The organism is Roseobacter sp. HKCCD5988 (assembly GCF_037830355.1).
Lineage (GTDB): Bacteria > Pseudomonadota > Alphaproteobacteria > Rhodobacterales > Rhodobacteraceae > M30B80.
Window position 1 is genome coordinate 224,041 of sequence record NZ_JBBLYJ010000002.1, and the last position, 14,533, is coordinate 238,573.

Annotated in this window: 15 protein-coding genes; 9 read left to right on the forward strand and 6 right to left on the reverse strand. The window is 46.0% G+C overall.

Annotated elements, in window-relative coordinates:
• Positions 1-18: 18 nt before the first annotated feature.
• The 4 genes from AAC636_RS09185 to AAC636_RS09200 all read right to left on the reverse strand — a co-directional run bounded on the left by AAC636_RS09185 (position 19) and on the right by AAC636_RS09200 (position 4,422).
• On the reverse strand, positions 19-1,329 hold the full coding sequence (locus AAC636_RS09185) for a TRAP transporter large permease (protein ID WP_340254944.1): 1,311 nt from the start codon (positions 1,327-1,329) through the stop codon (positions 19-21).
• A 38-nt stretch (positions 1,330-1,367) separates the two neighbouring features.
• Positions 1,368-1,883: a TRAP transporter small permease subunit gene (locus tag AAC636_RS09190; protein ID WP_340301274.1), complete on the reverse strand. Its 516-nt coding sequence runs from the start codon at positions 1,881-1,883 to the stop codon at positions 1,368-1,370.
• Positions 1,884-1,955: 72 nt separating this feature from the next.
• A complete protein-coding gene (gene dctP / locus AAC636_RS09195; RefSeq protein WP_340254938.1) occupies positions 1,956-2,963 on the reverse strand; it encodes a TRAP transporter substrate-binding protein DctP in 1,008 nt (335 codons plus the stop codon).
• 295 nt (positions 2,964-3,258) lie between these two features.
• Positions 3,259-4,422 carry an MFS transporter gene (locus AAC636_RS09200; RefSeq protein WP_340301275.1) on the reverse strand — a complete coding sequence of 388 codons (1,164 nt, stop codon included), beginning with the start codon at positions 4,420-4,422 and terminating at the stop codon, positions 3,259-3,261.
• A 202-nt stretch (positions 4,423-4,624) separates the two neighbouring features.
• Between AAC636_RS09200 and AAC636_RS09205 the strand changes: the two genes are divergently transcribed.
• From AAC636_RS09205 to AAC636_RS09225, 5 genes are read left to right on the forward strand one after another with little or no spacing between them, the layout of a single operon-like run.
• Positions 4,625-5,539, forward strand: a complete 915-nt coding sequence (locus AAC636_RS09205; RefSeq protein ID WP_340301276.1) for a polysaccharide deacetylase family protein — start codon at positions 4,625-4,627, stop codon at positions 5,537-5,539.
• Positions 5,536-6,435, forward strand: a complete 900-nt coding sequence (locus AAC636_RS09210; protein WP_340260030.1) for a polysaccharide deacetylase family protein — start codon at positions 5,536-5,538, stop codon at positions 6,433-6,435. The genes AAC636_RS09205 and AAC636_RS09210 overlap by 4 nt, the downstream gene beginning before the upstream one ends.
• Positions 6,432-6,734 (forward strand): DUF4387 domain-containing protein, encoded by a 303-nt coding sequence (locus AAC636_RS09215; protein ID WP_340301277.1) that lies wholly within the window; start codon positions 6,432-6,434, stop codon positions 6,732-6,734. Before AAC636_RS09210 ends, AAC636_RS09215 begins: the two co-directional genes overlap by 4 nt.
• Positions 6,731-8,134, forward strand: coding sequence for an acyclic terpene utilization AtuA family protein (locus tag AAC636_RS09220; protein WP_340301278.1), 1,404 nt, complete (start codon positions 6,731-6,733; stop codon positions 8,132-8,134). Before AAC636_RS09215 ends, AAC636_RS09220 begins: the two co-directional genes overlap by 4 nt.
• Entirely contained in the window at positions 8,131-8,811 is a 681-nt protein-coding gene (locus tag AAC636_RS09225; protein ID WP_340301279.1) for a cysteine hydrolase family protein, read from the forward strand. The genes AAC636_RS09220 and AAC636_RS09225 overlap by 4 nt, the downstream gene beginning before the upstream one ends.
• 2 nt (positions 8,812-8,813) lie before the next feature.
• Here AAC636_RS09225 and AAC636_RS09230 read toward each other — a convergent pair whose 3' ends face one another.
• Both AAC636_RS09230 and AAC636_RS09235 read right to left on the reverse strand, forming a co-directional pair.
• Positions 8,814-9,194 (reverse strand): hypothetical protein, encoded by a 381-nt coding sequence (locus tag AAC636_RS09230; RefSeq protein ID WP_340254916.1) that lies wholly within the window; start codon positions 9,192-9,194, stop codon positions 8,814-8,816.
• Positions 9,191-9,577, reverse strand: a complete 387-nt coding sequence (locus AAC636_RS09235) for a nuclear transport factor 2 family protein (protein WP_340254913.1) — start codon at positions 9,575-9,577, stop codon at positions 9,191-9,193. Before AAC636_RS09235 ends, AAC636_RS09230 begins: the two co-directional genes overlap by 4 nt.
• A gap of 160 nt (positions 9,578-9,737) precedes the next feature.
• On the opposite strand from AAC636_RS09235, the gene AAC636_RS09240 reads away from it, so the two are divergent.
• From AAC636_RS09240 to AAC636_RS09255, 4 genes are read left to right on the forward strand one after another with little or no spacing between them, the layout of a single operon-like run.
• Complete coding sequence (locus AAC636_RS09240) at positions 9,738-10,418, forward strand: isochorismatase family protein (RefSeq protein WP_340301280.1); 681 nt, start codon at positions 9,738-9,740, stop codon at positions 10,416-10,418.
• A gap of 1 nt (position 10,419) precedes the next feature.
• Positions 10,420-11,784: an MmgE/PrpD family protein gene (locus AAC636_RS09245; protein WP_340301281.1), complete on the forward strand. Its 1,365-nt coding sequence runs from the start codon at positions 10,420-10,422 to the stop codon at positions 11,782-11,784.
• Positions 11,777-13,132, forward strand: a complete 1,356-nt coding sequence (locus AAC636_RS09250; protein WP_340254904.1) for an FAD-dependent oxidoreductase — start codon at positions 11,777-11,779, stop codon at positions 13,130-13,132. The genes AAC636_RS09245 and AAC636_RS09250 overlap by 8 nt, the downstream gene beginning before the upstream one ends.
• Positions 13,129-14,478, forward strand: coding sequence for an MmgE/PrpD family protein (locus tag AAC636_RS09255; protein ID WP_340301282.1), 1,350 nt, complete (start codon positions 13,129-13,131; stop codon positions 14,476-14,478). The genes AAC636_RS09250 and AAC636_RS09255 overlap by 4 nt, the downstream gene beginning before the upstream one ends.
• The last annotated feature ends 55 nt before the right edge of the window (positions 14,479-14,533 follow it).

Genomic DNA, 14,533 nt, shown 5'->3' on the forward strand with positions numbered 1-14,533 from the left:
AACGCTATGATGCGCTGATCAATTCATCAAATTTGGCAAAAACGTTACTATCGATGGAAATGCTATTAACAGTGCAAGAGTTAACACGTCCATTACCAGGAAGGGCGTGATACCTGCAAAAACTTGCTCGAGTGTCAAAGGTACCGGCGACGAACTTCGTACGACATACGCATTTAAACCAACTGGTGGGGTAATCAGGCTTATTTCAGCCAATTTAATAGAAATTACACCCAGCCAAATTGGATCATAACCCACGCTCGTCATGACCGGAAACATAATTGGAAGGGTCATAACCATGATTGCAATGGGATCAATAAGCATTCCCAAAATGAGATATAATCCTGCAAAAGCCAGCATATATGTCAGAGGAGCCAGTTCCATTGCAAGCATCCAGTCGGACACATCACGGACTAACCCTGTGTAGGTTAAAAACCTAGCAAATATAATTCCACCAATTACCACTATAAAAATAGTTGATGTGGTAATTCCAGCGTCTTTAAATGTTTCAATCAAGGCTCGGCTATTCATTCGGCCTTTTAGTAAAACAATCATAAAGGCACCAAATGCTCCTACAGCACCCGCGTAGGTCGGTACAAAAAACCCAAGGTAAATTCCACCAATTACCAATGTGAATAAGGCCATTATGCCCCACACACCCTTCAATGAGCTTATTTTCTCTCTTAATGTGAAACGCTCATCCGGGATTGGACATAACTTTGGGTAAAGCCGGGCAATGAAATAAATCCCGAGCATGTAAATGGCTGCTGATAAGATCCCCGGTATTAAGCCGGCAATCAACAGTCGAGCAACTGACTGCTCTGTAATAACAGCATAAACAATCATCAAAACTGATGGAGGGATCAGTGAGGCTAGGGTTCCTGATGCTGCAATACAACCGGCAGATATACGCTTATCATAACCAAATCTGGTCATTTCGGGCATCGCCATTTTTGTGAAAACAGCTGCATTCACAATAGTTGAACCACAAGCAGCTCCAAATATCGCCGACGCGAGTGTTGTAGCCATCGCCAAACCACCTGAAATTCGGCCGAGCCATCTGTAAGCAGCACGATATAGATCAGTAGTAAGTCCGGCTTGGCTTGCAAGCGCTCCCATCAAGATAAACAGAGGGATAACCGCTAGAGTAAAAGAATTAGTGGTAGAAAATGGTATTGTGGCAACTTGAGCAAAAGACGCCTGAGGGTTTATTGCGAGGAATATTCCAACCACACCAGAAAGCCCAAGGGCTACGCCGATATGAACGCCGAAGGTAAGCATAAAAAATAGCAAGATACCGACGATAATTCCGGTGGTGCCTGTGTCTAACATTATTATACTTGCCTTATCTAGATTGTTACTGATTTGCGTCAGATCGAGGGTGCAGGCTGTGGCTCACCAGATCTAATTCGTCCGCAATCGATAATTAAGTCCAAGACAAGCCTCAAAATTATTAAGGATGCACCAGCAACCAGCGTGAATCTTGCAGGCCATAGTGGGAAACGGATCAAACCAGAAGTGGCTTCACCAATCTTCATGGAGTATTGCGCCTCTAAAAGGCCCTGCCAAGCTATAAGCGAGAAAAAAATTATCGCTGCAACGTCAGTCACAACATCCATCACTGCACGAAATCGAGGACCGACTGCGAGGTAAGCTATCTCTACTCGAATGTGAGCACGGCGGATCTGCGCAAACGTCAAAGCACCAAATACTATCAACACCATGGTGCTTTCAGTTAGCTCTCTGGGACCAGGGACTGGCACGTTCAACACTTGTGTGCCCACCACATCTGCTACACCTAAAAAAGTCGACATAATCATGCCGACTCCGCCTATCAGCAGAACTATCAGTGCTAGGCGTTCAGAAATTTTCAAAAGAAGTTTCAATCAAATTTTCCACGCTTACGATGTTCAGGTTATGGCGAAAAGAATTCCGCCATAACCAACGTTTGATAGGTATTACCCACCGATTTGTTCGTTGAAGTAGGCAACGACTTCCGCGGCAGCATCGCCCTGGCCACGAGATGCCATGTCTTCGGCCCAACGGTTAAGGAAATTAGGTGCAGCCGCTTGCCATGCCGCGAACTCATCAGCAGGGAATGGGACAATCACACCGCCATTCGCTTCAATTTGTTCGCCTGCAGCGGCTTCAGCTGCTTCGATATTATCAATATAATTTGAACCCGCTATCCGAGCCTCTTCCAGCATTATAGCCTGGTCTTCCGGAGAAATTTCAGCCCACTTGTCACTGTTGATTACAATCAAGTGCCCTGAGATCGACATGACTGGCCCACAGCTATATGTTCCAGGTTCGTAGAGACGATTAGCTAGGATATTGCCTCGGTTGATGAACGAATAGTCGAGCGATCCACGCTCCAATGCCTCATAAATATCACCAACACCGATGCTCACGGGAACAGCGCCGATAGCTTCATGAGCCAACGGAATGTCCGAGCCAAATGAGCGGATCTTCTTGCCTTCTAGGCCCGCTACGTTGTCACAATTAGCATCTGGACCGGTCATGTAGTATGAACCTAGGGGCTGTTGGAAGAGGAATGTCACGCCGAAACTGTCTAGCTCCGCTCTAAACTGCGGAAGTGCCTCATATGCAGAAGCTGCAATTTCCATCACCTGACGGGGCGATCCCCACGTAAACGGCAGCTGGTAGGTTTTCCAGAAAAGAAGTTGATCAGGATAGTAGCCGGGGACAACTGAAGCCATATCAATTGCGCCTCTTCCAGCCAATGTTAGTAACTCAGCACCGCCGCCAAGGCCACCCGCGTAAGTAACTTCAATATTTACACGCCCTTCAGTGCGTTCTGTCACTGCAGCAGCGAAATCCTTTTCCGCCTGCAAGAAGGGGGAATCTCCCAAATAGTGGCCCCAACGCAAAGTGACGTCTGCAAACGCACTTGTCGAAACAACCGATGTAAGTGCCGCAGCACCTATAAGCTTGATCATATTCATGACAAAACTTCTCCCTGATTGTCCTGGCTTTTACTGCCAAGCTTTTGTTTCGTTTACCTTATGCGGACTTCTCCGCGTTAACTTTCAGTCATCAAATGGTTGGATGCTTTTTCATAAGAAATCCGATCAGTAGGATCCAACGACTAAGCCCATTTAATACAAACTACAGTGTGTAGCGCACTGCGGAGTTGTCAATAGACTCTCAAGATCGAAATCCATTGCCTGTACTGGCTTAATAGCTTGCTGAAGCGACCTAAAAAAATTTAATGCCTACCAGCTCTCACATAGGAGGTCATTACTGATATTGTTTCGGTGTAACATGATGCAATGCGATCAAGACGACTATTAGCGTTGCGCTTATCGTGGTCACTAATGCGAGTGAAGGGGCAAAAGAGCCGGTCAAATCGGACAATATACCGAATGAGACAGGTCCCAAGACACCTCCAATTTCAGCAACGGTAAAAAACAACCCTCCCGCCAACCCAAGGCGGTCAGCAGGCACTTTTGGCGTTTCCATAAGTATGAGTATCGCAACAGTCATCATAGATCCGCGAGCCAATCCTTGAATGCACAGGCCCATAAACATTAAGGGACCAGCATCGGTCTGCAACAACAGGCTGGCTGTAAATGTGGCAATAAAAAGACCTGCCATCACACTCAAACGATACTTTGGAACAGCTAACCGAGGGATTATTAGTGCACCGAGGATCCCGATGATTGACGGAATTGACGCCCAATATCCCGCTGCAACTCGATCAAGGCCACGGCTGACCAGAATTTCTGGCAGCCAATTGTTCAATGAATGGTTGATAAAGAATATTCCCACGCTCATTAACAAAATAAGTTGAACAGGACGTAAACCGATCAATTCGAAGAATGCCAATAAATTAAATTTTTTACCGTCTGCATCTTCAGCTACTTTTACACCTTTAATATTTGTGGCGATTAACCAAAGCATGCCACTCATCAACGTGAATAGAGCAAAAATGCAGATTGCAGCGCGCCAGTTTTGATCCACAAATACCATAACAACACTATTCATAAGAGACAGAGACACCAGTCCTCCAAGGTATGGACCAGTTACATATACCCCCATCGCGCTTGCACGCGATGGACCCTTAAAACACCCAGCGATCACCTTAGGGGCGCCGACAGAAATTAGTGGTCCACCAAACCCCAAGATTGAAACAGCGAAAAACATTTGGAATGAATTAACTGCAGCACTACGCGCAATCATCGACGCCGCCATTATAAAAGCAGCTACGAAAAGCATCCTACGGGCACCAAACCGATCAAGCAAAATCCCGGATGGTATCGAAGCAATGATGTAAGTAAGTGGCCACGCCCCAAGTATCAGCCCCATACTTGAAAAGCCGACCCCCAACTCTTCGCTTATCGGAGCGATCAACGGGGCCATTGAGGCGATATTAATGCCAAAGCAAAAGTAAATCAGCCACACCCCGGCTAGTACAATCCACTTCCCATAGCGACCAGTGAAATCTAGATTTTCGATATCATCCTCATGGAGTTATTATTGTGTCGCCACCCTAATATTCTACCTTTTTTGTTGGCGTTTGATGCAGAGAAATATTGATTGGATTGTTTGACAGTGAATACCAATTAGCGTCAACTATAATCAATTTTGATTTGGGAGTAGAGGCATGTTGAATGAGTTCAACTTCGATCCTGCAGACAGAGCTCCTTTTTCTCCAATATCAGAAAGGCCACAACTTAGGTGGCCAAATGATGCAAAAATTGCAATCTGGGTAGTGCCAAATGTTGAGCACTATGAATTCTTGCCGCGACCATCCAAAAAGCGCGATCCATGGCCACGAATGAAGCACCCCGACATAATTGGGTATGGCACAAGAGACTACGGAAATCGGGTCGGAATTTGGCGCATGTTTGACCTTTTTGACCGTTTTGAAATACGCGCAACAGTCTCATTATCAATGGCAAATTGGGTCCATTATCCTGAAATTTTTAAGGCCATGGACGCACGAAACTGGTCGATCATGTGCCATGGGATGTATAATACTAGGTACCATTGGGACATGTCAGAACATGAGGAAAGAGCGGAAATTGAGGAGGCCGTCACTTTATACGGTGAACTCACCGGTAAAACACTACGCGGCTGGTTCTCACCAGCGGCATCTTACACGCTTAATACGCCTGATCTGATCGCTGAAGCCAAAATAACCTACTACTGCGATTGGCACCATGATGATCAGCCTCTCCCCCTAAGGGTCCGAACGGGTTCTTTGATCACAATTCCATATTCAATGGATTACAATGACTCAATCTTACATCGCCAGCAATTTGAGGCGTTGGATTATTACACATTTGCTAAAGACGCGTTCGATACTTTGTACGACGAAGGTGGACAAGTTTTATGCCTTGCTTTGCATCCGTACATGATGGGCCAACCACATCGAATAGGACATCTCGCACGGCTGTTAGAGTACATCAAAGAACATGACAAAGTTTGGATCGCCACTGGTGATGAAATTGCTGATTGGTACCTAAGAAATTGCGCTGATCACATCGCATGGCACAAAGCTAGAGAAGCATCATGACAAAACCCCGTAGAGGAATGGATCATGATATTTACGAGTTTTCACCAATCACGCGTAGGCCGCCTCTTGACTGGCCATGCAACAAAAAACTTGCGGTCACAGTCCTTTTACACTTGGAATATTGGGAATTGCAGCCACCTGATCAAGCGATAAGGGACAATAGATTTACGGGGGAATATGGCTTCTACTTCCCAGAATATAGACCATTTACTCAAAGAGAATATGGCAACAGAGTAGGCGTTTTCCGAATTCTTAAATTACTCGACGCTTTCAAAATGAGGGTCTCAGTAGCTGCAAATTCATTGGCGTTATCGCGTTACCCTGAACTTGTTAATGAATTCCGAGGCCGGGGATATGAATTTGTGGCACACGGTGAAGCACAGACACGAATGCTGTCTTCAGCGATGAATGAAGAAGAAGAACGGGCAGTAATAACTCGTACCACTGACACATTTGAAAGAGTTTTAGGCATAAAGCCGATCGGCTGGTTGGGCCCAGACAGCGGTGAAAGCGATAGGACTCCGCATTTATTAAGCGACGCGGGGTATCAATACATCCTTGATTGGCCGAATGATGATCAACCATATCCGATGACTACGAAACCTCCTATTCTATCTATCCCGAACCAAATGGAATGGGATGACGTTACGGCGCTATGGCTACGTAAAGTGCCAAACGACAGGTATCCTGATTTGGTTAATGAAGCTGCAATCAGCCTCGCAAAAGAAGGCGGCCGTTCATTTGTTTTATCTCTGCACCCCTGGGTGATAGGACAGCCACATAGGATTAGATATCTTAAAATGGCGCTACAAAACTTAACGAACATAGACGGGATATGGAAAGCTACTGCGGGTGAAGTATCAAATCATTTGAGACACTTGTGGGGATGGACATGAAAAGGAGTTTGGCAGATGTCGCTAAAATTATCCGTTCAAAAAACGCAGGCCCCACACTGCTAACAATAGATATTTTGTTCAATACTGATGAAGAATTTGTTCTGGGCCTCTCATCACTAACGCCAAATTCTGTTTGCCAGAGGTATGGCTGTAAAATCGCTGACTTGGAAATCATTCCATATCAAACTGCTTTAGCCATAAAGATAGTTCTTAGGCGTAAGATTATAGCCGGTTCGCCAGGTGACCGTGATGTGTACGGCAGTCAACAGCATGGACCACTGTTGGGGATTTTAGTATGAGCGCGCTTGAACGGCTGCTTAAATTGCGGGAACAAAACCCAGGTCCATTAAGGATATTATCTGCTTCAGGGCAACTTGGCTTTGGAATTCCCAAGAAGAGCTTTGAGCGCGGAATCAAATCTAAACCGCATGTTATAGCGGCAGATATGGGATCTGTTGATCCAGGACCAACGTATTTAGCAACCGACAAAATCGCAGCTCCGGAAGTTTTAGTACGCTCCGATATGCGGTTGGTTCTTCATGGCGCGCAACAGCTGGGTGTTCCCTTACTAATAGGAAGTGCAGGGACAGCAGGAGCGGACGTTCATCTAGACGTTGTTCTTAAAATTTTGAAAGAAATTGCCGTCGAAGACAAACTCCATTTTAAACTCGGCATCATCCGCTCCGTCATCCCACATGATCTAGTTGAACACTCACTGCTAAATCAAAAACTTAAGCCCATTGGTCCAATTGACTTGGATGAAAACACACTCAAACAAACCGAAGTAATTGTCGGTCAAGCAGGTATGGGACCGTTCGAACGCGCATTAAAGTTGGGAGCAGACGTGATTGTAGCTGGAAGGGCATGCGACACCGCTCCGTTTGCAGTAATACCAAAGATGTTAGGCTTCCCCACCGGCGTTGCTGTGCATATGGCGAAAATTCTTGAGTGTACATCATTGTGCTGTGAACCTGGTGGGCGTGATGCAATGCTCGCCACTTTCGACGGCGACAGTTTTACGGTCGAAAGTATGAATGAGGCCATGCACGCAACTCCGACATCCGTAGCCGCCCACGCACTTTACGAACAGTCTGATCCCTACTTTATTCATGAACCCAACGGCCGTGCATGCCTAAAACATGCAAAATATGAAGCCATCGACGAAAGGCGCGTGAAAATATCAGGAGCAACTTGGCAAGCCGCTGACAAGCCCTGGATAAAAATAGAAGGCGCCCGAAAACTGGGAAGTCGGGCAGTCATGCTCGCAGGAAATGCAGACATCAATTTCATAAAGCAGAGTAAAAATATAATAAATAAAGTTGAAGAGGTTGTCAGGGAAATCATTCCATTCAGCGAGTGGAGTTTGAATATAAGGCACTACGGCATTGACGGAGTAACAGATTGGCCTGAACCTCCGGTTAATTTGCCGCGAGAAATTTTTCTGCTTTGTGAATGTATCGCTGAAAATTCTGAAAAAGCTAAGTTAGTTTTGGCAACTTTCAGACAACAATTGTTGCATTTCGGTTTCCCCGGAAGGTCGGCCACTGGAGGCAATCTGGCATTTCCGATTACTCCACCTGAATTAGATGCGGGTGAGGCTTTTACTTTTTCAATATACCACCTCTTAGAATTAGATGACTGGAGCGCTCTAGAGCAGCTATTTCCCGTTACAATAGAAAAAATTGGAGATCAGACGTGACTGATGTTCTCGAGACTGCCGATTATATTCAAGCCTACAACAATGTGCGCCCTATTGACCCAACCAAGTCGGCGTTGCTTATTGTGGATATGCAATATGCGACTGGGCATCGAGATGGACCACTAGCGCAGCGCATGAAAAGCGAAGGTTTAACAATTACAGATTGGCGCTTTCAACGCATTCATGAATTGGTAATTCCAAACAATTTACGCCTAATTGACACCATTCGGAAAGCCAGCGGCCATATTATCTATATCACAATCGGCGCAGCGATGCCCGATTGCAGAGATGCTCCTGTTCACATGCGTGAATTATTTCTAGACATGAAAAATTTCATAGGGTCGCGATCTCACGAAATTATAGATGAACTAAAACCCGGCCCAAATGATCACATCGTGAGAAAAACGACCATTGGTGCATTTGCATCTACAGGAATAGATCATCTTCTAAGAACACTTGGGTGCAACGCTCTTTTTGTAACTGGCGTTTCGACCAATATGTGCGTCGAAACGACTGCGCGAGAAGCTGCTGATAGAGGTTACGATGTCACCGTCGTGGAAGATGCTTGCGCGACGACACATAAGGACCTCCACCACAATACGATGCGCAACTTTCAACGTTTGTTTGGTAAAGTGCGTAGTACCGAAGAAGTAATGGAACTACTCTCACATACTTGAGCTTACGATTGAACTGTGTTCGCACCAGCCATGTAAATTTGAATTGTTGATATCAAGCGGTTTTGGATCTGAAAAATATTAGCGTTTGACTTAACAGGCGGGGCTTCAGGTCCAGAGTAAGTGACCTTGAAAGTTGTTACGATGCACTTAGCGGGGACATCAACAATGTGTTTAAAATCATGATGTACTGCACTTATTTTTGAATTTTCCCAGCGACTTCTGAAAAGCTCTAATATTTCAGTCTTGCCACTATAACGCAAATTGTGCGTTTCAATTATCAAGGCGCATTGATCGGTTAAAAGGTTACCTAACCTAACTAAATTTTTATGGTCTAAAGCGTAAAAATAAGATTGAGAAAGTTTAGTCAAATCACCTGAAGTCATTGAGCGGATTCCAACGTATTTTCACCTGTCATATACACGGCAACAGCACAGAACCTATCGTCCCGCACCTCAAAAAAGTTACAGTTTGACTTCAATGTGTGGCTTCCATCGTGTTCAGTATTATCCACTTGAAAGCGCGCAACAATGCGGTTTGTCTCCGCATCTGAAACGAACTCAAACTCATGGTGTAAAACCGCAGCATGGCTATTCCATAACCTGCGGAACATGCCTTCTATTGCATCGTGCCCTTGCAACCGCACTCCGTGCGTTTCGACCGTAAATAAGCAATCACTGGTCAGCGTTCCTAGAAGAGTATCAATATCCTCTCTATCAACCGCAGAAAAATATCTTAACACCAAATTAATCAGTTGCTCATTGTTCATATCAAGAACTTCCATTGCTTGAACGTGATCGCCTTGGATCGTTCAGTTTTTAATTTTTTCTTCAAGCGAGATATCATCCGCAACTGTGTGACTTGACATGATGTAATCAGTTCCGTCAACTTCGCCTTCAGTCCTGTTATGATGATCTGGAGTGCGTGCAATGGCAGCCTGGGACCAAGTAATCACTGACGATGAAAAAAAGCGTTACAAAGAAGCAGGTTTTGGGGGTCAAGGAAGTATAGGAAAACGCCCTGCCCTACTGATTATCGATGTTCAGTACCGCACAATTGGAACGACGCCAAAGCCCTATTGGGAGGCTATTAAGGAGTATCCAACATCCTGCGGTGATGTCGGATGGAGCGCTGTTGAGAATATCAAACGGCTGGTATCACTTTTTCGAGATAGGGGATTTCCAATTTTGTATCCTCACGTTGCGCCAAAAAATCTAGCTACTGATGGAGGGCGACTAGCCGAGAAAATTCCATCAATCATGGGGATTGACTCAAAAGGCTACGAATTTGTTGAAGAAATTGCACCAATTTCGGGCGACATACTATTACCCAAAAAACATCCAAGCGCATTCTTCGGCACGCCTTTGGTCAGCCACTTAATCGACCTTAATGTGGATACTCTTGTTGTGACCGGTTGCACCACGAGCGGATGCATAAGGAGTTCTGTAACTGATGCTTTCGCGTACAATTTTAAAGCATTAGTACCTGACGATGCTGTTTATGACCGGTCACCAACTTCGCATGCAGTAAACCTGTGGGACATGAATGCCAAATATGCGGACGTTCACACTTCCTCCGAAATAATCAGTCTTATTAAAACGGAGGTGTGAAATGCATGCAAAATCTGTAGCGAGTGCTTTAGAGAAATTAGTAGCTTTCACATCAACAACAGAATGGAAAGATATCCCGGTTCCAGTTCAAAAGCGAGCCTCATTGGTTCTTTCTGACGATATTGGGGCGATGGTTGCAGCACGCGACGAACCTGAACTTCAATCTCTTCAAGAAGGCGTTGCTGTAAGTGCAGGAAAACCAGAAGCAACGCTTTTCAACGGAAAAGGGCAAAAACTAGATCGCTATTCTGCTGCTCTCGCGAACGGATGTGCGTCAGACTGGGCCGAGCTCGATGAAGGGTATCGACGCGTCATATGCCATGCAGGCATTTATTGTTTGCCTGCTTTGCTGGCCGAAGCAGAAGCTGAAAACCACACAACTGAAGAACTACTCAGGGCTCTTGTTCTTGGCTATGAAACCGTTGCCCGTGTGGCCCGGGCTTTTACGTTTCCTAATCTGGTGTTGCATCCGCATGGCTCACTCGCCGCTGTGGGAGCGGCGGCAGCAGTTTGTGCCCTCCGCCGCACTGAACAAAGCACAACCGTTGGAGCTATATCTAGTGCAGCAACCATGGTTGTTCCTGGCCCATACACGCATCCAATCTTAGGCTCTCTTTGTCGAAACATCTGGCCGGGGATAGCAGCGCAAACCGCTTTGCGTTCAGTAGACTGGGCCACTCACGGCATAGTTGGTTTGCCAACGGCACTACACGATGTTTATGCTGACGCATTTGGCGCCAAGCCTAATGCAGATGAATTATGTTCAGATTTAGGCCAAAGTTGGGCCATATCTGACGGATACCATAAAGTTTTTGCATGCTGCCAATATGGCCATGCAACGATTGAAGCTAACCTCAAATTGGCCGAGCAAGCGGATCCATCAGAAATACAAACCATTCATCTTGAGACGCATGAAAAAGCTCGTGTTATGGATAATCCAGATCCTACCACGACTATTGCCGGGAAGTTCTCTATCCAACATATCGCCGCGGCATCCGCTTTAAAACGCGAGGGAGGATTTGCAGCATTTTCGGCAGAAGTCTTATCGGAGCCCAGTGTAGTTTCATTAAGGCATAGGGTCTCTACGTCACCTTACGAGCCAATTCCCGAATGGCCCAATGATCGCCCCACGCGAGTAACTTGGACATTGAAAGACGGGCGGACGTTGACACACGAAGTGTTGAGCGCCCGAGGCGGTCCAGATCTTCCATTCACTCCGGGCGAAATACGTCAAAAAATAAAAGATATCGTCTCTGATCCATACCCCAATATGTTCGCATATCTTGAAAAGATACTGGAATTAGAACCAGAAGTCCTTGCCAAGGGTTGGAAGGAAAATGTCGCGTGGATGACAAAAGATGAGTGACCATCTGGATCTTTTGGTCATCGGTGCGGGTGCATGTGGGCTTGCAGCAGCCATATCTGCTCATGACGCGGGCGGAAACGTAGCTATTATTGAAAAGCGCGCAACACCGGGGGGCAACTCATCATTATCTACGGGTTCAATCCCAGGAGCTGGATCGCGTTTTCAAGTTGCCGCAGGCATAAAAGACAGCCCTGAACAGATGATATCTGATCTCACAGCAATTGCGGGGGATCATGATGCAAACAATATTACGTCACTGATAGCGCATGAATGCGGCCGCTTATGCGAATGGCTGATTGATGATTTGGGCGCTCGAATGGAACTAATCATCGACTATCGCCATATTGGACACTCAGTTGAAAGATTACACGCACCAAAGTCGCGGCGTGGACAAGACTTGGTAGATGACTTGCTTAAATTTGTGGAAGAACGTGATATTCCCCTAGCGGTAGGTAATTCGGCGGAGCGGCTTCTAACAAATAAAGATGGAGACGTTATTGGAGCCGTGGTTGCGGGAGTAGATGTCTTCTCTAAAAAGGTCCTACTGGCGACTAATGGTTTCGCTGCAAACCGTGAATTGGTCCAACGATTTTGTCCGGAAATTGCTAACGTGGAATATTTTGGGGCACCCGGCAGCACTGGTGATGCCATTGAATGGGGTCAATCACTTGGGGCAGATCTCGGCAACATGGCAGCCTACCAAGGATATGCAGCAGTCGCCTACCCACAAGGCCAATTGCTCAGCTGGACGACAATCGAAAAGGGTGGAGTTTTGGTTGGCAGTGATGGTGAGCGGTTTGGCAACGAAGATGATGGTTACTCGGGGTTCGCGGCACAAGTGCGTAAACAAGGCGAATTCGCTTGGGCAGTATACGACGAGCAAATACACGCAATCGCCTTGGCTGAAGAGGAATATGCTGAAATGTCCAATATGGGGGCGATCAAATGGTCGAACTCTCTCCAAGGTTTAGCCGAGAAAGCCAATCTACCGACCAAGCCCCTTGAAGAAACCATTAGAGCTTACAACAAAGCTGCAACAGGCAGTGCAAATGATTTGTATGGTCGCAAAAAGTTTGAAATGGCACCGCTACAAGCGCCTTATGCCATCGTCCAGGTGAAGCCTGGACTATTTCATACTCAAGGTGGCTTGAAGGTCGATAACCATGCACGTGTGATGCGTAAAGACGGAAGTATTATTAAAAACCTATTTGCTGGCGGGGGAGCTGCGGCAGGGATAAGCGGTGCCAAAGGGGCTATGGGCTATGCTTCTGGAAACGGATTAATCACAGCGCTGGTACTGGGTCGCAACGGTGGATTACGCGCAATGCATGAAATCAATATGCAATGATGTCCGCAGCTCATTTAATCACAAATTTCACCACCGCTGTGAAAGAAAATGACATTCCAACGCACGTTATCGAGTCTGCTAAATTGCATTTTGCAGACGCCATTGGGGTAGGATTAGCAGCTTCTGCAGGAACCATGCAAAAAAGATGGTATGGCTCTGTAGACAAAGGGGGATCGGCAACATGTATCGGTGGCAATAGTTCGTCACCAGCCGACGCTGCATTACTAAATGGGATGTTAATCCATTCTCTTGAGTATGATGACACGCACACAAGCTCGGTAATCCACGGAAGCGCGGTTGCTGCACCATCAGCTTTAGCCGCTGCAGAGGAGGCAAATTGCAGCGGAGCTGAAATGCTAATAGGGTATATTTTAGCATACGAAATAATGATACGAATTGGCCTAGCTGCCCCTGGCATGTTCCAAAAAAATGGTTTTCAGGTGACATCTATTGCCGGTCCGATCGCGACCGCTGCGATAACATGTCGCCTGCATGGCTTAAGCCAAGAAGTAACGGAAAATGCTATCGGAATCGCTGGGTCACAAGCATCAGGCCTTCTTGCGTTTTTAGAAAATGGTTCAAGCGTTAAGGCTTTGAACCCAGGTTGGGCCGCCCATATTGGAATAAAAGCTGTACAGCTGAGTAAATCGGGCATGACGGGCCCGCCTGGAATTCTTGAAAACCCTCTGGGGGTTATGAAATCATTTGCTAGAACTTCAGGAAATTTATTGGATCAATTGGGAGATCTGGGCCAAGTTTGGCACAGTCAGAACGCTGCCTTTAAACTATATCCCTGTTGTCACTATATTCACCCCTTTTTGGAGGCGATCGAACAGCTAATGCAGGATGGCTTGACTGCGCGTGACGTGGATAAGATCCATCTAAAAGTGGCAAACGCGCAAGCGCCTTTAATCTGTGAACCATGGGACAGAAAACAGAACCCCTTATCCGGCTATGATGCAAAATGGGCGCTGCCATATTGTATAGCGTTACTACTTATAAAAGGAAAAATTGACGTTCATTCATTTGAGAAAAAGCCTTCCAAGCCAGTTATTGAATTAGCAAAAAAAATTGAGTGGACACCAATGAAAAACTCAGGTTTCCCCAATGTTTTTCCTGCGTATGTTAGAGTTAAGAGGAAAGACTCAAGTGTGGCGGACATCACCATACATGATGTCAAGGGAACCGCGAACAGACCGGTCGAGCCTAATTTGATAAAACAAAAATTCTTAGAAAATACGGCACGCAAATTAGATGAGAGCACACGCAATGATTTTTGGAACTCTCTTCTAGAAATTACTCAGTTTCAGTCCATCAAGAACATCTCGAGCATGCTGAAATGTTAACTTCGTCAACCTATGGAATTTGTCGCCGACAGGCATTTTTAGGGGCTAGAACCTT